Here is an 18779-nt window from a genome sequence, read left to right as displayed (position 1 = left end):
GTTTATCGTGAGGATGTATCCAATTTCATGAGAATTGTATTTGCCAGACGTGAGAGTAGCATCGATTCAACTTCACTTTAGACCGGCCCGACAATGGACTTCCCCTCGGTTCAATGCCAGACAGCAGCCCAAACGCTTACGCCGCCCATACAGGATGTGCCGACCATCCGGTTCGCCGCGATGGTCGCGGTTGCCGTGCTGCCTCTGTTCGCGTCACAAACGCTGCTCGGCCCGCTCAATGTCTCGTTGCATCTCGGTGCATGGACCACGCTCGTCACGGCATTGACGCTGTTTGGCTACGCGGTCGGCCTTGTCGGACTCGTACCGTTGATCGACCGCCTGCCCAACCGGCCACTGATTGCGGTGACGTTGGCCGCGCAGATCGCATGCCTCGCGCTGGCCGCCATCGCGCCGTTCGCACCGGTGTTTCTGGCGGCTTCGTTCGCCGTCGGCGTGACGTCGAGTGTCGTGCAGATGCTGGTGCCCGCCGCGGCGTCGCTCGCGCCACCGGCGTCGCGCGGCAAAGTCGTCGGCAATGTGATGAGCGGTTTGATGCTCGGCATTCTGCTATCGCGGCCGCTCGCCAGCGTGATCGGCGGTGCGCTCGGCTGGCGCGCGTTTTACGCCGCCGATGCCCTGTTGCTCGCCATTGTCACGCTCGCCGTCGTGCCGCGTTTGCCGGATAGCCGCCCTGTCGGCGCACCGCCCTATGCCGCCTTATTGGCGTCGATGGCGAAATTGCTCGCGCACGAACCGGTGCTGCGCCGCCGGGCCTTGTATCAAGGCCTGCTGATGGCCGGCTTCAACGCGTTCTGGAGCAGCATCGCCATTGTCCTGGCGCGCGCGCCGCTCGGTCTGAACAGCAACGCCGTCGCGCTCTTTGCGTTAGCCGGCGGCGGCAGCGTGTTTATCGCACCGTTGGCGGGCCGTGCGGGCGACAGGGGCTGGTCGAAGCCTGCCAGCATGCTCGCTCATGCGGTCGCCATCGCGGCTACTCTGATGGCGGCATGGGCGTTGACCTCGGGGGTGTCGCGTGTCACATCGATTGCCATGCTGGCCGTAGCCGCATTCTTTATCGACGGTGGCGTGATTGCCGATCAGGCGCTGGGCCGGCGCGCGATCAATCTGCTCGCGCCCGAATCGCGTGGCCGAGTGAACGGTCTCTATACAGGGCTTTTTTTCATCGGCAGCGCAGTCGGCGCCACACTTGCCGGGCCGGCGCTCGCTCATTGGGGCTGGCCGGGTGTCTGTGTCGCTGCACTGGGCTTTTTCGCCGCGGCAGCGGGGCTGCATCTGCGCGACAGTGCGCGCGAGCGTGGCGCATGATCGATCGCACCGACCAGGCGATTATCTGGTTGTATGCACTACGACCACACAAAAGACTCGCTATCGCCCGTTGAAAGAGCCGCGCACCAGCGTCACCATGCGCGGCAATTCAATCGTAAAGACGGTCCCTGCCGTTTCGTCGGAGCAGACACTGACGTTGCCGCCATGCATCCGGGCAATCTCCTGCACGATGTGCAAGCCAAGCCCCAAGCCTTCCCGCGACCGCGCGCCACTGTTGTTGGGCCCGAAAGCCTTGAATAGATGCGGAAACACTTCGGGCGGAATCGTCCCGCGATTGGCGACTGTCAGGCGCACCGACTCGACGGACTCGCCGTCCACGTCGACACTGATATCGCTGCCCTGCTCGCCATGATGCAACGCATTGCTCACCAGATTCGACACCGCCTGCCACACCAGATCCGTATCCCATGCCCCCGTGGTATTCCCCCGGCTGGAAAACACGATCCGCTTGCCGTTCTCCCGCGAGGCGAACTCGTCGATCACCGATCTGCACAAGGTCGCCAATTCGATCGAGCGCGGCTGCAACGGCAAGCGGCCGCCCTGCAAACGAGCCAGATTGAGCAGTTGATCGACCATTCTCGCCATGCGCAGCGAACTGTTCTTCACCCGCGTGGCGACCGTGATCGATTGCTCGTCCGCCGCCGTGCGCATCAGATATTCCGCCGAGGCCAGCACCGCGCCAAGCGGCGTGCGCAGATCGTGACTCAACACCGCCATCAGCATCTCGTTGGCTTCGAGCATCTGCCGCGTCGTCACGAGTTGCGCCGCAAGCTGGCGCTTCTGCTGCTCGAGCTGAACAAACACATCGACTTTCGACTGCAGAATCCGCGGGTCGAACGGCTTGTAAAGGAAATCGACCGCGCCGGCCTCGTAACCGCGAAACGTGCGCGATGCATCCTGCGCCGTAGCGGTCAGAAAGATGATCGGCACATGCGACGTGCGCGGGCTGCCGCGCATCAGCGCAGCCAGTTCGAAGCCGTTCATGCCCGGCATGTTGACGTCGAGAATCGCCAATGCCACTTCGTGCTTGAGCAGCAGATCGAGCGCCGCCGTGCCCGAGTCCGCCACCAGCACGGCGAGTTCCGGCCGCGTCAGCAAGGCTTCGAGCGCGGTGACATTGTGGACGATGTCGTCGACGATCAGGATGTTCACAGGTGAGTTCGTCATGGCATCGGGTCAAAGAGAGGCCGGCAATGCTGCAAGCCGCCGAGCCATAGTTTCGGGAGAATAAATGTGATCGGCCACGCCGCGCTCAATCGCGGCGCGCGGCATTTCTGGAGAACTGGCGCTGTCGGGCGCCTGCACCCACGCGGTGCCGCCTAACGCCCGCACACGCCTCAAGCCTTGCACGCCGTCGTCGTTGGCGCCGGAAAGCAGAATCGCCAGTACATGCTCGCCATATACCAGGGCAGCGGACTCGAACAGCACATCGATCGACGGCCGCGAAAAACGCACGGCGGCGTCGGTGGAAAGCGCAACGGTGCGGTCTACTTCCACCAGCATGTGATAGCCGGGCGGCGCGACATGGACGCGGCCTGGCATGATCCGCTCGCCGGCGTCGGGTTCGAGCACAGGCAACGCGCAACGGTGCGTGAAAACTTGCACCAGGTAGCTCGGTGAATCCGGCGGTAAATGCGTGACGATCATCACCGCCGGCGCGAAGCTCGCAGGCAATGCCCTCAGCAACACGCTCAGCACTTCGATGCCGCCGGCCGAGGCGCCGATCGCCACGAGTTCGAAACCGCGTGCTGCGGCGGCACCTGGCTGGGACTCGATGGCTGGTGTGGCGATTGAGCGGGACATGATGACCGTGCGCTAGCGCTTCTGATAAATGCGTTCGCTCGGACGGAACTCGACGAACGCTTCGTAGTGACGGGAAAAACGCAAACTTTCCTTGCTGCCCAAACCGAGAAAACCGCGGCGCACCAACGCGTTTTCAAACAAACCCAGCGCGCGATCCTGCAAGCCGCGATCGAAATAGATCAGTACGTTGCGGCACGATACCAGGTGCGCCTCGAGAAAGACTTCGTCGGTAGACAGACTATGATCGGCGAAAACGACGCGGTCCTTCAGCGAACCGGCGAAACGCGCGCCGCCATACGCCGCATGATAGTAATCCGATAGCGAACGCTTGCCGCCGGACGCCAGATAATTCTGCGTGAAACCCTGAATCCGGTCGAGCGCGTAGATGCCGGACTCGGCGCGCGCCAGCGCGTCAGGGTTGATGTCGGTCGCGTAAAACAGCGTGCGTTCGGTCAACCCTTCTTCGTCGAAGAGGATTTTCAGCGACCACAATTCCTCGCCTGTGCTGCATCCCGCCACCCACACCTTGATCGACGGATAGGTGCGCAGACGCGGCAACACGTGTTCACGCAGCGCGAGAAAATACGACGGATCGCGGAACATGTCGCTGACCTGCACCGTCAGGTACTGGAAAAGCCGCGAAAACTCGTCGCCGTTGCGCATGATGCGGTCCTGCAACTGCGATAGCGTCCTCAAGCCGAACTCTTCGAGCGCCTGCGCCAGGCGGCGGCGCAGCGACGACATCGCATAGTGCCGGAAATCGTGCTGATATTTGAGGTAAATCGCCTCCAGCAGCAGTTTCAACTCGATGTCGAAATCGCTGATGCGTTGCGGCGTGTCAAACCCGGACTGGCTCATCGTGTTCCGTTTCCAGACTACCGCTGCCGCAGCCATACGCGGCATAGCGAAACCAGCTTGTCCACGTCGATCGGCTTGGACACGTAATCGTCGGCACCCGCTTCGAGGCAGCGGATGCGATCGTTCGCCATGGCCTTGGCCGTCAGCGCAATGATGGGCAACTGCGCAAAACGCGGATTGCGGCGAATCTCACCCATTGCCGTCAAACCGTCCATCTCCGGCATCATGATATCCATCAGGATCAGATGCACCTCAGGGCCGTTTTCCAGCGCGTCGAGCGCTTCGCGTCCATTGCGCGCAATCTGCAGTTTCGCACCGAGCGGTTCCAGTACATGCGAGAGCGCAAAAATATTGCGGACATCGTCTTCGGCCAGCAGGATGGTGCGGCCTTCGAAGGCATTGTCGCGCTGCCGCACGGTGCGCAGCATGCGCTGCTGCTCGGGCGCCAGCGACGACTCCACGCTGTGCAGGAACAGCGTGACTTCATCGAGCAGGCGCTCAGGCGATTTCGCCCCCTTGATGATGATCGATTTCGAATAGCGGCGCAGATGATGCTCTTCTTCGTCCGACAGCATGCGGCCCGTGTACACGATCACCGGCAGCGCGGCGTGCGTGGGGTTCGCGGCAAGCTGTTCGAGCAGATCGTAGCCGGTGCCGTCGGGTAGCGCGAGGTCGGTTACCACGCAATCGAACGTGAACTTCGATAGATACTCGAGTGCGTCCGCCAGGGTTGCGACCGCAACGATCTCGGTGTTGTCGCTCTGCAGCAGCGCGCGGATACTTTCGCGCATGGGCCCGTCGTCCTCGACTACCAGTACGCGTTTGAGACGCTGCTGCAGGCGCGCTTCGAGACGGCGGATCGCGGCTTCCATCGTGCTGCGCGCAGTCGGCTTGAGCGTATAGCCGATGGCGCCGAGGTGCAGCGCCTTGTCGGCGTGGTCGGTGGCCGACACGATATGGATCGGAATGTGGCGCGTGAGCGGATCGTTCTTCAACCACTCCAGCACGGTCAGGCCTGAACGGTCCGGCAGTCCGACGTCGAGCAGCACCGCGGCCGGGCGCATGTCGCGCACCAGCGCGAGGCCGGTGGCGGCGTTGCTGGCATGAACGAAATCGAAATCGAGTTCGTGCGTCAGGTCGCGCAGGATTTCCGCGAAGGCGAGATCGTCTTCCACGGCGACGATCAGTCGGCCGGTGCGTGTGCGGTGGTCCCGGTCGTCGGCGATCGAACCACTGGTGGCGTCGGCTGCGTTGTATTCAGACAGGCCGTTGGCGGTCGCCAGGACGGCTGGCTGGGTACTGCTTAAAGGTGGCCGGTCCTGGAGCGGGGCCGGGGCCACTGCGGTCAGCGGCGTGGGAGTCGGAGGCACGAACGCAGGCGCCGGCGTTTGTCCATTCTGACGGTCCGCCAATGCCGCCTCGGCATCGAGAGGCAACCAGAGCGTGAACACGCTGCCCTTGCCCACTTCGCTCGATACCGTAATCCGGCCGCCGAGCAGATGGGAAAACTCGCGTGAAATGGAAAGGCCCAAACCGCTGCCGCCATATTGGCGGCTAGTAGAACCATCGGCTTGCTGGAATGCTTCAAAGATCATGTCCAGCTTGTCCGCAGGAATGCCGATGCCGGAATCGCGCACGTCGAAACGCAGCATATCGCCTTCGGCCAGCGCGACCGACAGTGCCACTTCGCCCTGCTCGGTAAACTTCACGGCGTTCGAAAGCAGATTGCGCAGGATCTGCGTGACCCGCTGGCCGTCGGTGATGAACGTGTCGGGCATGCCCGGCAAGCGGTCGAAGGCGAGGCTCAAATGCCTGGCCGCGGCCAACGGTTCGAACATTTCCCTCAACGACTGCAGAGTCGCGTCGACCGATACCGTTTCGAGTTCAACCGTCACCTGCCCGGCCTCGACCTTCGACAAATCGAGAATATCGTTGATCAGCACCAGCAAATCGCTATTCGACGCGTGGATCGTCTCGGCGTAGCGCACCTGCTCCTCACTCAGATTGCCGGTGCGGTTCTGCTGCAACAGCTTCGCGAGAATCAGCGAACTGTTCAGCGGGGTACGCAATTCGTGCGACATGTTCGCGAGAAACTCGGACTTGTAGCGGCTCGACTGCTCGAGGCGCGCGGCGTTGGCGGCAAGATCGTCCTGCGCGCGCAACAGGTCCGACTTCTGCCGCTCGAGACGCTGTGCATATTCTTCGAGCTGTACATTGGTTTGCTCGAGTTCGGCCTGCTGGGCTTCGAGGCGCGCTTGCGACTCCATCAACGCGCGGCCGCGTTCTTCCAGGCCCTCGTTGGACACGCGCAATTCTTCCTGCTGAACCTGAAGTTCTTCATTCAACTGTTGCGTTTCGGCAAGCGCGTCCTGTAGACGTTCGCGATACAACGCCGCTTCGACGAAATCGCCCATGCTGTTGCTGATCAGATCCATAAACGCCTGATCGCGCTCCGTCAGCTGGCGGATAAAACCCAGTTCGACGACACCGTTGACCTGCCCGTCGTTTTCGATCGGCATGATCAGCAAGTTCTTCGGCGCGCTTTTTCCGGTGGCCGAAACCACTTGCACGTAATTGTCCGGCACGTCGCGCAGGACTATCGTGCGCCGAGACGCGGCCGCTTGCCCGACCAGCGTTTCCGCCTCGGCGATATTGCGCGCGGTAGCCTGTTCGCTTTCGCGGCTGAAACCGTAGGTGGCGATGCGGCGCAGCGCGCCGTGCCGTTTGTCGCGCACGTAGAGCGCGGCGACCGCGGCGTCGAGGTATTGCGCGAGGAAGTCGAGCATCGCCCGACCGACCAGTTCCGGAGTCGCCTGACCGACAACCTTTTCAGCTAGCAGGCGCTGGCCGGAGCGCAACCACACCTGCTCCTGCAACGCCTCGGTCTGTTTGGCCTGCTCTCGCAATACGCCGCCGTAGGTGGACGACAGACCCATCAGTTCGCGGCGCCCCACCCATGCGAGCAGGCCGCTCACGCTCAGGCTGAAGAGCAGAAACACGCCGACCAACGTGGTCGTGACGCGGCGCGTCGCTTCGGAGCGTTCCTGGCGCAAGCGCAATTCGACAGCGAGAAAATCGCCGAATTCGCGGCGCGTTTCGTCGAACTCGATCTTGCCGCGACCGCTCGCCACCGCGCCTTCGAAATCCAGGTGCCTGCGGCGCGCGTCGATCATGCTTTCGGCGACGTTGCTCCAGCGTTGCTGGATCGCTTCGATCTGCTTGAGTTTCTCGACTTGCGGCGGATTGTCGGAGACCAGCTCCTGCAGCGCTTCGATCTGAGTCTTGAACTTCGGGCCGCCGGTTTCATACGGCGTGAGGAAGCTTTCGTCGCCCGTGATCAGAAAGCCGCGCATCGACGATTCGCGGTCGACGGCAAGACGCAGCATCTCATTCGCCTCGCCGATAACGCGCTCGGAGTGCTCCGCCCAGTTCATGGTCGAAATCAGATACGCGATCAACGCGACAAACACGGCCATGGTGATCAGGCCGAGGCCTAAAGGCAGCGCGATGTTGCGGCGGATGATGCGGCGAAAGCGGTTCTGATCGACAGCCTGAGATACGGTCATTTTTTCTGTCATCGGCTTGATAAATCGATCTGATTCGGAATTTTTTTCGGATGTCCGCAGAGGTTTTTTATATCGCCATGCGATAAAGGAATCATACAGGATGGGGGTGCAGCGGGCCTCGCGGCCCGCGCACTTATTACCACTACGCCGGCACCGTTTCCGCCTGCGCGGCACGCGACCATACGCGATGCTGTTCGGCCGCCTTGATGAAGGTCTTCAGCACCTCGGCAGCCTGTTTGTCGTCGCCGGTTGCCACACCGTCGGCATTGGCCGGCAAGTGAGCCGCGGCCAGCACGTCACGCCCCGCGCCGATCGCCGCAATCGCCTTCAGGTGCTTGAACGCTTCGAGCACGAAATGCCGTGCGTCGCCCGATTGCGCCAGCAGTTTTGCGCCCGCTTCGCCGCCCACCACGATCACCGCGTCGAACATGATCGACGGCAAGCCGGCAATCGTTGCGTCCGGCGCCATGCCGTCGATCGCGGCAAGCGTCGGTGCGATCAACATCGGCGCCGCGCCTTCGCCTTGCAGCGCCTGTTGCAGCTTTTTGATCGCGGCGCCATCGGAACCCGGCGCGGCCAGCAACGCGATCTTGCAGGTCTTGATGCCCGGTTTCACGCGATTGAGCAGACTCAGTGCCGGCGACTCTTTGGGCCCCATGAGCTTCGCCGTGCCCTTCTTCGGCGCCGGCAAACCGAGACCTTCGGCAACCTTCGCTGCGAGCCCTGCATCGAAATTGGCCAGAATCTCGTTAACCACGCGCGCGCGGATTTCCGGCTTGGTGACCTTGCCGAGTTCGAACTGGTAAGCCGCGGCGATATGATCTTTCTCAGGCTCGGACATGCTGTTGTAGAACATCGCGGCCTGCGAGAAATGATCGGCGAACGACTCGCTACGCACGCGAATCTTGCTCCCGTCCACCTGTTCCTGATAGCTTTCGAAGCCACCCTCCGACGAAGCCGGAGCGGTCTCCTTCGGCCAGCCGCCACTCACCGAATTCGGCTCATACGAAGCCTGCCCGACGTTGATCGTCTGGCGGTGCATCGCATCGCGCTGATTGTTATGGAACGGACATACCGGCCGGTTGATCGGAATCTCGTGGAAATTCGGTCCGCCGAGACGGCTGATCTGCGTGTCGGTGTATGAGAACAAACGCCCTTGCAACAGCGGATCGTTGGAGAAGTCCAGCCCCGGCACGATGTGGCCCGGATGAAACGCAACCTGCTCGGTCTCCGCAAAAAAATTGTCCGGATTTCGATTGAGCGTCATTTTGCCGATGATCTTCACCGGCACGAGTTCTTCTGGAATCAGCTTGGTCGGATCGAGCAGATCGAAATCGAACTTGTGCTCATCCTGTTCCTCGACGATCTGCACGCCGAGTTCGAACTCGGGGAAGTCGCCTCTTTCAATCGATTCCCACAAGTCACGCCGATGGAAATCCGGATCCTTGCCGGCGAGCTTCTGCGCTTCGTCCCATAGTAGGGAATACGAGCCCAGCACCGGGCGCCAGTGAAATTTAACGAAACGCGCCTTGCCCTGCGCATTGACGAAGCGGAACGTGTGAATGCCGAAGCCTTCCATGGTGCGAACGCTGCGCGGAATCGCGCGGTCCGACATGGTCCACAGCACCATATGCGCGGACTCCGGCACGAGCGAAACGAAATCCCAGAAGGTATCGTGCGCGGAACCGCCGGTCGGCATTTCATTCGGCGCTTCCGGTTTTACCGCGTGCACGAAGTCCGGAAACTTGATGGCGTCCTGAATGAAGAAGACCGGCATGTTGTTGCCAACCAGATCGTAATTCCCTTCCTGGGTATAAAACTTCACTGCGAAGCCTCGCACGTCACGCACCGTATCGGCCGAACCGCGGGGGCCTTGCACCGTCGAAAAACGGACATAGACGGGCGTCTGCTCGTTCGGGTTCTGCAGGAATGCAGCCTTGGTGTACTCGCTCATCGATTCGTACACCTGGAACACGCCATGTGCCGCCGAGCCTCGCGCATGGACGATTCGCTCGGGGATACGTTCATGGTCGAAATGCGTGATCTTCTCGCGCATGATGAAATCTTCAAGCAGCGAGGGGCCGCGCGGACCGGCGCGCAAGGTGTTCTGATTGTCGGCGATCTTCACGCCCTGATTGGTTCGCAGCGCCTGGCCGTCGGGGCTGACGCGAAACTGTTCGAGATCTTTCGATTTCGGATCGTTGGCGTGTCCGGACTTCGCTGCGGGCTTCTGCGTATTCGTTTTGCCTGCCATGGAATCTGCTCCTTTGCATTCTGGCGCGCCGGGGAATGTCCCGTTTAACGCACCCGAGGAAGGCAGCAAACCATGTACCCGCAAGCGTTTGATTGCGTATGACGTTTCCGGTGGATCAAGCTGATAAGAAGGACGCGATGTGCCACCATCGCGCACCGCCCTCCTTACCTCTCATCACCTTCAAATACCGCACTGCTGCATCAAAAGCGATAGTTGATGGAGATATCGGCCACACCGGTGGCCCTGCTGTGCGTAATCGGACTATTGCCCGCGCTGCCGACCAGTTGTTCGAATGCGCCATCGGCCGTGGCAAACCAGTGTTTGTCGAACAGCCATACTGCGCTAATGCCGAAACCCACCGATTTGAAACCCGCGCTCGCGTGATACTGCGAGTATTGCGAATGCGCAGCCTGATTCTGATTCACACCGTACCAGCTATTCATATAGGTGGAGTCAGCGAGCGACACATTCGGCCCGGCGAACCAGAAGAACTTTTTGGTGCTGCCCGGCATCGGCAGATAGGCGCCCAGATCGCCGATCCAGCCGTTCGAACCGCCGAAATAGCGGCGGATGTCAGCGCGCAGTACGAGGGGGAAATCCTTCGACACAACATATTCGCCGGAAAGTTTGACGCCCGGCGCCGGATTGATGTTACCGAGGCCGTTCAACTCCTCCGGATCGTCATGACCGCGGCGCCCGAGGTCGTAGACGGCCGCGAGACTCGCGCGCCAGTTCTGCCCCTGCGCGAAGTTGACGCCGAGGCCTTCGCCGCTCGAAAAGAAGAACAGGTCCTTGTAACGCACGTCGATGCTTGGGCCCGCCATCACGTGATACCGGTCGGAGCCTTCATAACGCGGCTGGAACGATGTCGCCGCGCCGAATCGCACCTGCCAGTCCGGAATATTCGGCTGCATCAGTTTTTGCAGCGGAATGCCCACGGAGTACTGCCATTCGCCCAGCGGCGAAGGGGTTTGCGCCAAGGCCGAACCCGGCAAAATGCCGATACCGCCGAGCGTCACGGCGATCAAGGATGTTGCCGCAAAGCCTGTTTGTTTATTGCGGATTTTATCGATCCGCTTTCTACGGCTGATCAACACCAGAAGCCTCCGTTCTCGCATATCGCGAAGAGGTTTATGTTCTCGCCCGAGGTCCGCAACGGCTTGCCCAACGTCCGGCAACCGCCGCATCGCTACGCGCGGCATGTAATTTTTTCAGCAGACGACACGCATTGCCCGGCAAAACGCACTGTTCGGCCCTGATACCGCCCCGTCAATAGGGCAATTGTATGAACAGTGACGAGAGAACGTTTCGCCGACGTACGCTGCTGTGCAAAATGCGGGCCTGGTCACTGGAAAGCCGGCGCTGGGCGGAGAAACGGAAAGACAGACCGACGGCCGCTGACAAGCGTGCCGTGGCGATGATGACAGGGAGAATACAGCCACAAAAAAAGCGTGGCTGGCGCCGCATGGCACGGCGCCAGCAAGGAAAGATAGCCGCGCCGGGCGCGGCATTCGCCGTTTTACTGCGCTGCTTCGACCAGCACAGCCTTGTCGCGATAGAGGTTCGGAAACAGACGCTTCAGGTTGGCGACTTTCGGCATGTCGTTGATGACGATATACGCGGAGTTCGAATGCAACGTCAGGTAATTCTGATGATAGGACTCGGCGGGATAGAAGCCCTTGAACGGCTCCGTTTTCGTGACGATCGGCGCCGGGAAGGCGTGGGCCTTGTCGAGTTGCGCGATATAGCCTTGCGCGATGCGCCGCTGTGTGTCATTCAGCGGGAACACCGCTGAACGATATTGCGTCCCGCTGTCCGGCCCCTGGCGGTTCAACTCGGTCGGGTCCTGAATCACCGAAAAGTAAACCTGCAACAACTGCCCATAGGTGACCTTGGTGGGGTCGAACGTGACCTGCACGGATTCGGCGTGGCCAGTGTCGCCGCCACTGACGGTCTCGTATTGCGCGGTGTCGCGCTGGCCGCCCGAATAGCCCGATACCGCCTTCGTGATGCCCCGCACATGCTGGAACACGCCCTGCACGCCCCAGAAACAGCCGCCCGCGAACACGGCGGTTTCCTCGTGCGCGGTCGCGGCGGAAATCGGCTCGTCGAGTGCAGGCGGCGCAATGACAACCCCCGCTTCCGACGAAAATGCCATGCGCTGCGCCAGCAGCAGCGCCAGCGCGCCGAGTCCGACCGAAAGCGCGATGGCCGCCCCGCGCGAGCGGGCCGGTTTACCGTTGATACGTTTCCCGATGTTCATGATGTCCGTCCTGATTCGATCAACTCGTGCCGCGCGCGGCGGCCGCGAAAGTTAATGCAAGGCCGTTCATGCAATAGCGCAGGCCGGTCGGTTTGGGGCCGTCGTCGAACACGTGGCCCAAGTGGCTGTCGCAGCGCCGGCACAGGACTTCGTCGCGCGTCATGCCGAACGACTTGTCCGTATGCGTGATAACCGCGTGATCCAGCGGCTGCCAGAAACTCGGCCAGCCGGTGCCGCTGTCGAACTTCGTCTTCGATGAAAACAAGGGCAGCGCGCAGCCGGCGCACGCGAAGGTGCCGGCGCGATGCTCGTCGTTCAGCGGGCTGCTGAAGGGCCGTTCCGTGCCCGCTTCGCGCAGCACGCGGTACTGCGCGTCGGTGAGCAACTTGTGCCATTCGGCGTCGCTGTGCGCGACCTCGTAGGCGGCCGCCGCGCCCGTATCCGCCGCGTTTGCCGAGCGCCATGCCACGGTGCCCCCGGCGAGCGACGCCGCGCCGATTAACCTGAAGAATGTCCGTCTGCTGATAGTCATGATGATCGCCCCGGAAAGTCCGTACCGTTCACCCGTTCAGGCGCCGAATGTGCCGCCCGCGAGTGGTCCCGACACTTAGTCGTCCAGCAAGGAGATATATGACAGCATGCGCGTCTTTTTGCGTGCCCGCGGCGTCTACAGCGGAAATTTCGTGGTCGACAGGATTTCCTTGAGCACCATGAACGAGCGGATTTGCCGGACGCCCGGCAGATAGAGCAACTGCTCCGCGTGCAGACGATTGAAGCTGTCGCTATCGCGTGTGCGGATCGTCATGAAATAGTCGAACTCGCCGGTCACGACGTGGCATTCCATGCACCCCGCCACTTTCTGCGCCGCTTTCTCGAACTCGGCAAACGACTCCGGCGTGGACCGATCCAGCACCACGCCGATGATCACCAGCATGCCCGCCCCGGCCGCCTTCGGGTTAATCAACGCGACGACGCCGCGAATCAGCCCCGATTCCTTCAGCCGCTCGACGCGCCGCAGACACGCCGGCGCGCTCAGTTTGACTTTGGCCGCGAGCGCGACGTTCGAGATCGACGCATCGGTTTGCAGCTGACGCAGGATCGCCCTGTCGATGCGGTCGAGCGCGTGAAGCGGATCGGCTTGCTCGGATGCGGATGTGGCGGCGGCCGCTGCAGCCGCCGTGCTAGCCGTGCCACGAACTTTTGTTGCGCTCATTGTTTTCCATTCGATGTTTTATTAAGTCAATTCCTGCTGTCTAGCTCTAAAAGTATGTCGAATTGAATTTCTTTGCAAGCTCATTTCCTGCGCTTTTCCCTACCATCTGTTTAACGCAACGGCTTGCTGTTCGCGTCCAACCTACAACTTCGGAGCTGCCATGAACCTGCAACGATTCCCACGCTACCCGCTGACTTTCGGGCCCACGCCGATCCAGCCGCTGAAACGTTTGAGCGACCACCTGGGCGGCAAGGTGCATCTCTACGCGAAGCGCGAGGACTGCAACAGCGGCTTTGCCTTCGGCGGCAACAAGACGCGCAAGCTGGAGTATCTGATCCCCGAGGCGTTGGCGCAGGGTTGTGACACGCTGGTGTCGATTGGCGGAATCCAGTCGAACCAGACGCGCCAGGTGGCGGCGATCGCCGCGCATCTGGGAATGAAGTGCGTGCTGGTGCAGGAGAACTGGGTCAACTATTCGGATGCGGTGTACGACCGCGTCGGCAATATCCAGATGTCGCGCATTCTCGGCGCGGACGTCCGGTTGGTGGCCGACGGTTTCGACATTGGCTTTCGCAAGAGTTGGGAGGACGCATTGGAGAGCGTGCGTGCCGCGGGCGGCAAACCCTACGCGATCCCTGCGGGCTGCTCCGACCATCCGCTGGGCGGCCTCGGTTTCGTCGGCTTTGCCGAAGAAGTACGTCAGCAGGAAGCCGAGCTAGGCTTCCGATTCGACTACATCGTCGTGTGTTCCGTGACGGGCAGCACCCAGGCCGGCATGGTGGTGGGTTTCGCCGCCGACGGCCGCGCCGAGCGCGTAATCGGCATTGATGCATCCGCGAAACCGGCGCAGACGCGCGAACAGATCACGCGAATCGCGAAGCAGACTGCGGAAAAAGTCGGCCTGGATCGCGACATCACCAGCAAGGACGTGGTACTGGACGAACGCTATGGCGGTCCCGAATACGGCTTGCCGAACGAAGGCACCCTGGAGGCGATCCGTTTGTGCGCGCGACTCGAAGGCGTCCTGACCGACCCTGTGTACGAAGGCAAATCGATGCACGGCATGATCGACATGGTGAGAAACCGCGAATTCCCGGATGGCTCACGGGTGCTGTACGCGCACTTGGGTGGTGTGCCAGCGTTGAACGGCTATAGCTTCATTTTCCGGAATGGGTAAGCCCTGACCTCATCGAGGTACGGCGGCCGATGGTGCTATCACACGCGTGCACTCACGTGGCACGTATTGAACGCGTGGACAGGTGAAGATGAAACCGGGCCACGGCCGCCCGCCGAGTGCTTTTCGTACTTTTCCTATATCGCTTCGCAGTTCGATAAGAGAGGCTCCTTGCAAAATATTTTTTCGACGCGAAGGAGGCGGACGCATGACACACAACCGACACCCGGAAAAGAGGTATCAGACACGCAAGATAAGCCATATCTCGGTTTCTCCGGACCATCGAACAGCAGTGTAGAAAATGACAACTTACTACGCAGCAGTCGAAGATGACCCGCTTACGAGCGGCGACAACAGCCGGGTTCACACGAATCATAAGGTCGGAACGATCGAAGGCGAAGACGGTAGACGTCGCAGGATAGCGTTTATCGGTGATCCGGCTTGGTGCGCAGCGTGCAACACCATGGGCGTCATTATCGGTGGCGCACCCGTACCGACTCAACGGCGGATGCTCGATGTGGCGAATGGAGGTAGGCGGCAGGCCGTGGACGGGGATGAGGTCGCGTGCAAATGCGTAGTCCACCCCCGGATCATCGCGATCTATGGACGCAAATTCAAGATAACGGTCGTTACCGCGAGCGATAGAGCGCCGGTTGCGACGCCTGCCATGGCAAACGACTTATCCGTCACGATCTTTGACGAACAGTTCGTGCTGAGGGATACGCGCGGCCAGCCACTACCAGAAACCTACTACTCGATTCGTCTGCCGTCTGGCGCGTTGCGGCATGGAGTCACCGATTCGCAAGGGCGAACAAGCCGCTATCGGACAGACCGCGCGAAGAGCATCTCTATCCACCTTGGGCATTTGCGGGATGCCCAATGACTCAACCACTTGCAATTGTAGTCACCAATACCGATCCAAACTCGTGCGTAACCGTACGCTGTGATCGCATCGGCAAGCCGTGGCATCTTACGACCCGCGGCGCCACATTTATCGCCGTTCTGGAAAGCGGAATGCTAAATGGAACATTTCAAGGCAAGCCGGTTGTGGATGGTTTTATCGTTAAAGTATATGACGACGGATTTGGCATACCGACGGTCGGACTTGGGCATAGGGTTGTTCCAGAAGATCATCTCGCCCTTGGCGACATAATCTCCGTTGAGCGTGCCAGAAATTTCTTTGACGTCAATTTGCGACCTGTCGAAGCGGCCATAAATCGCGACGTCAGGGTTCCGCTTTATCAATATGAATACGATGCACTCGTATCTGTCTTGTTCAACGCTGGAACAGGCAAAAGGGACAGTGACCCTTGGCCCGGAACCCGTTCACAATACCTGGCGAGTTATCTGAATCAAGGTGAATACGATAGGATGCGGGACGTAATACGGACATTCGTCGCGCACCGTGTCCCGGGACGTCGCCGTACAGAAGCCCAACTTTTTGAAACGGGAAATTACGATGCGAGCCATTAGTATTTTCTTTTTGCTTTCCACGATTGCTCATTCGACGTTCGCCGAAACAATCTATGGGGCGACGTTCGACTACAAGAAGGCGTTGCCGTCAACGGTCTATTTCGCCGGCAAGACTCATGAGCAGATTGTGTCGCATTGCAAAAGCAATACGCTGGGAGGAATGGATCTAGCGGCGTGCGCGCACTTTGAATTTGAGATCACAGTCGACGCCTTGAATAGAAAGGTGTTGATGGTCGAGCGAGAAATAGAAAAAAACGATAAAAATCTCCTTGATGAAGATGAACCCCTGGCATTGCCTTATTTTAAAAATGCGCAAATCCATTGGGAACTGTACCGGGATAATTTTTGTTATGCGGAAGTGTATGAAGCTGGCCCCGCATCGCTGCGCTTTATTGAATTCTGGAACTGCATGACGCGAATCACGAAAAATCGACTTGACGAGATGGCGAAGTCTAATGCCGATGAATAGTTTGCCGAGTCGCATGAAAAAATCAAACCTTCCCCAACCGCCCCCGCAAAAACTCAACAAAAACCCGAATCGTGACGGAGCTCTGCCGATGCTGCGGATAAACCGCATAAACTGAAGCCGCCGCAGGCAGAAATTCGTCAAGCACAGTCACCAGCAAACCACTCCCCACCGCATCAGCAACAATAAAATCAGGAAGCCGAACAATCCCCAACCCCGCCACAGCCGCATCGCGAATCAGCTCGCCATTATTGGCCCGTAACGGCCCATGCACCTCAACCCCCTTCAAAACCCCATCAACAACAAAATCCCAACTCACCGCCCCACCATGCCCGTACAACAGGCAAGAATGCCGCGCAAGATCGGCAGGCACAACCGGCGACCCGCGCCGCCGCACATACCCAGGACTGCAACACGCCACCATCCTCACGTCGACGAGCTTCTGCGCGATCAGCGTGGAATCCGGCAACGTGCCGATCCGGATCGCCATATCGAAGCCCTCACCCACTACGTCGACGATGCGATCGCTCAGCTCCATATCGAAGCGCACATCACCGTGCTCACGTAGAAAGCTCGCCACCAACGGCGACAGATGCATCATCCCGAACGACATCGGCGCGCTAACCCGCAAGAGTCCACGCGGCCCGGCGCGGCGCAGCGACATCGCCTGCTCAGCGTCTTCCACCTCACCGAGAATGCGCCGGGCGCGTTCATAAAACTCCTGACCCAGTTCGGTCACGGCCAGCTTGCGCGTATTGCGGATCAGCAGTTGCACGCCGAGCGCCTCTTCCAGCGCCATGACGCGCCGGCTGACGAACTGCTTCGACAGCGCTAGCCGCTTGGCCGCCGCGGTGAAGTTATGGGCATCGACCGTGGCGACGAAGATCCGCATATCATCGAGCTGCATCGTATTGTCCACTCCATGGATACAGTGTTTCCTATTTACACTCGATTATAACCATCCTGATTGACCTACACTGTCATTCATGGATCGCGGCCAAACATCTGGCCGGATCGCACAACCCGAAACAAGGAGAAATACGATGCTCGATATCAGACACGCCAATCAACGCGGCCGCGCGGAGCACGGCTGGCTTAGCTCGCGTCATACGTTTTCCTTCGCGCACTATCACGATCCGAAGCAGAACGGCTTTTCCGACCTGCTCGTGATCAACGATGACCGCGTCGCACCGGCACAAGGTTTCGGCAAGCACCCGCACCGCGACATGGAGATTTTTTCGTACGTGCTGGAAGGCGCGCTGGAACATAAGGACACGATGGGCACCGGCTCGGTGATCGTGCCTGGCGACATCCAGTTGATGAGCGCCGGAACCGGCGTCGCGCATAGCGAATACAACCATTCGAAGAGCGAGCCCGTGCACTTCATGCAAATCTGGATTGCACCGGCACAGAAAGGCACCACGCCGCGTTATCAGCAACGTCACTTTGGGGCTGACCAGAAGCGCGGTGTATTGCGCCTCGTGATATCGCCGGACGGCGCGGACGATTCGCTGGTGGTGCAACAGGATGCGCGGGTGTATGCCGGTCTTTTCGACGGCGACGAAACTGCACGCCTCGAACTCGCCAGTAATCGCTATGCTTACATTCATGTGGCGCGCGGCAGCGTCACGGTGAACGGCGTCGAGCTTGGCGAAGGCGACGGCGCGCGGGTCCGCGGCGAAGAAGCCCTGACCTTCACGCAAGGTCACGACGCGGAGGTGCTGGTGTTCGATCTGCGTAACATTGAAGTGTCGGAGTTGTGGGCTTAAGCGGTTCAATCCTGTCGATAGATCTGGCCGGCTTAAGCGTGGCTCGCTGCAACCGTTTGCGGCGAGCCGCACCCTTCCTTACCTTTTGAGAAAAATCATGCGCTATACGCTATTTGAAAACCAGAAAGACGCGGTCATTCTCGTCGCCCGCATCCTGTTGATGGTGCTGTTCGTGATGTTTGGCTGGTCGAAGCTGACCGGCTTTTCCGGCACCGTCGCTTATATGACGTCGACCGGGGCGCCGGTTCCTGAGTTGTCGGCGATCATCGCCGTGGTGATGGAATTTGTTGTGGGCATTGCGCTGGTAGTGGGTTTCTACACGCGACCGCTGGCGTTGCTGCTGGCGCTCTATACGCTGGGCACGGCGATCATCGGCCACCACTACTGGAACATGACGGGTGCGATGCAGTATGAAAACATGATCAACTTCTACAAGAACGTCAGCATTATGGGTGGGCTGCTGTTGTTGTGCGTGACCGGGCCCGGCAAGTATTCATTCGACCGGCGTTAAGGCTGCACGGCAGGTATTCGGTAAGTCCGATAAAGAAGCGGCCCCGCCTTTTGGCGGGGGGGGTGTTTTTTTTTTTTGAGCA

The 18779-nt window shown here is 60.1% G+C and carries 17 protein-coding genes; 7 read left to right on the top strand and 10 right to left on the bottom strand.

Going from position 1 to position 18779, the window contains the following annotated elements:
* Positions 1-93: 93 nt before the first annotated feature.
* The gene (locus PQQ95_RS18985; RefSeq protein WP_408439174.1) at positions 94-1326 is read left to right on the top strand and encodes an MFS transporter; all 1233 of its coding nucleotides are present in this window, start codon (positions 94-96) and stop codon (positions 1324-1326) included.
* A 60-nt stretch (positions 1327-1386) separates the two neighbouring features.
* On the opposite strand, the gene PQQ95_RS18980 is transcribed toward PQQ95_RS18985, so the two are convergent.
* From PQQ95_RS18980 to PQQ95_RS18940, 9 genes are all read right to left on the bottom strand, one after another.
* Entirely contained in the window at positions 1387-2514 is a 1128-nt protein-coding gene (locus PQQ95_RS18980; RefSeq protein ID WP_408439171.1) for a hybrid sensor histidine kinase/response regulator, read from the bottom strand.
* Positions 2515-2523: 9 nt separating this feature from the next.
* On the bottom strand, positions 2524-3150 hold the full coding sequence (locus tag PQQ95_RS18975) for a chemotaxis protein CheB (protein ID WP_408439169.1): 627 nt from the start codon (positions 3148-3150) through the stop codon (positions 2524-2526).
* Between the two features lie 12 nt (positions 3151-3162).
* Positions 3163-4008: a CheR family methyltransferase gene (locus PQQ95_RS18970; protein WP_408439166.1), complete on the bottom strand. Its 846-nt coding sequence runs from the start codon at positions 4006-4008 to the stop codon at positions 3163-3165.
* A gap of 17 nt (positions 4009-4025) precedes the next feature.
* Positions 4026-7574: a response regulator gene (locus PQQ95_RS18965; RefSeq protein ID WP_408439164.1), complete on the bottom strand. Its 3549-nt coding sequence runs from the start codon at positions 7572-7574 to the stop codon at positions 4026-4028.
* Positions 7575-7716: 142 nt separating this feature from the next.
* Positions 7717-9828 carry a catalase HPII gene (katE, locus tag PQQ95_RS18960; RefSeq protein WP_408439162.1) on the bottom strand — a complete coding sequence of 704 codons (2112 nt, stop codon included), beginning with the start codon at positions 9826-9828 and terminating at the stop codon, positions 7717-7719.
* Positions 9829-10028: 200 nt separating this feature from the next.
* Positions 10029-10925: a MipA/OmpV family protein gene (locus tag PQQ95_RS18955; protein ID WP_408439160.1), complete on the bottom strand. Its 897-nt coding sequence runs from the start codon at positions 10923-10925 to the stop codon at positions 10029-10031.
* A gap of 422 nt (positions 10926-11347) precedes the next feature.
* Entirely contained in the window at positions 11348-12091 is a 744-nt protein-coding gene (msrA, locus tag PQQ95_RS18950) for a peptide-methionine (S)-S-oxide reductase MsrA (RefSeq protein WP_408439157.1), read from the bottom strand.
* Between the two features lie 19 nt (positions 12092-12110).
* A complete protein-coding gene (msrB, locus tag PQQ95_RS18945) occupies positions 12111-12623 on the bottom strand; it encodes a peptide-methionine (R)-S-oxide reductase MsrB (protein ID WP_408439154.1) in 513 nt (170 codons plus the stop codon).
* Positions 12624-12758: 135 nt separating this feature from the next.
* Positions 12759-13304: an Lrp/AsnC family transcriptional regulator gene (locus PQQ95_RS18940; RefSeq protein WP_408439151.1), complete on the bottom strand. Its 546-nt coding sequence runs from the start codon at positions 13302-13304 to the stop codon at positions 12759-12761.
* A 160-nt stretch (positions 13305-13464) separates the two neighbouring features.
* On the opposite strand from PQQ95_RS18940, the gene PQQ95_RS18935 reads away from it, so the two are divergent.
* The 4 genes from PQQ95_RS18935 to PQQ95_RS18920 all read left to right on the top strand — a co-directional run bounded on the left by PQQ95_RS18935 (position 13465) and on the right by PQQ95_RS18920 (position 16420).
* Entirely contained in the window at positions 13465-14481 is a 1017-nt protein-coding gene (locus PQQ95_RS18935) for a 1-aminocyclopropane-1-carboxylate deaminase (protein ID WP_408439149.1), read from the top strand.
* Between the two features lie 298 nt (positions 14482-14779).
* Entirely contained in the window at positions 14780-15361 is a 582-nt protein-coding gene (locus tag PQQ95_RS18930) for a PAAR domain-containing protein (RefSeq protein WP_408439147.1), read from the top strand.
* Positions 15358-15951, top strand: a complete 594-nt coding sequence (locus PQQ95_RS18925; protein ID WP_408439145.1) for a lysozyme — start codon at positions 15358-15360, stop codon at positions 15949-15951. The genes PQQ95_RS18930 and PQQ95_RS18925 overlap by 4 nt, the downstream gene beginning before the upstream one ends.
* A complete protein-coding gene (locus PQQ95_RS18920; protein WP_408439142.1) occupies positions 15938-16420 on the top strand; it encodes a lysozyme inhibitor LprI family protein in 483 nt (160 codons plus the stop codon). The genes PQQ95_RS18925 and PQQ95_RS18920 overlap by 14 nt, the downstream gene beginning before the upstream one ends.
* Before the next feature lie 22 nt (positions 16421-16442).
* On the opposite strand, the gene PQQ95_RS18915 is transcribed toward PQQ95_RS18920, so the two are convergent.
* Entirely contained in the window at positions 16443-17324 is an 882-nt protein-coding gene (locus PQQ95_RS18915) for a LysR family transcriptional regulator (RefSeq protein ID WP_408439140.1), read from the bottom strand.
* A 136-nt stretch (positions 17325-17460) separates the two neighbouring features.
* On the opposite strand from PQQ95_RS18915, the gene PQQ95_RS18910 reads away from it, so the two are divergent.
* Positions 17461-18186, top strand: a complete 726-nt coding sequence (locus PQQ95_RS18910; protein WP_408439137.1) for a pirin family protein — start codon at positions 17461-17463, stop codon at positions 18184-18186.
* 97 nt (positions 18187-18283) lie between these two features.
* A complete protein-coding gene (locus PQQ95_RS18905; RefSeq protein ID WP_408439134.1) occupies positions 18284-18697 on the top strand; it encodes a DoxX family protein in 414 nt (137 codons plus the stop codon).
* The last annotated feature ends 82 nt before the right edge of the window (positions 18698-18779 follow it).

It is taken from the genome of Paraburkholderia caffeinilytica (genome assembly GCF_046030355.1).
Lineage (GTDB): Bacteria > Pseudomonadota > Gammaproteobacteria > Burkholderiales > Burkholderiaceae > Paraburkholderia > Paraburkholderia caffeinilytica_B.
Note: the sequence above shows the minus strand (reverse complement) of the source record. Positions and strands in the feature narration are given on the sequence as shown.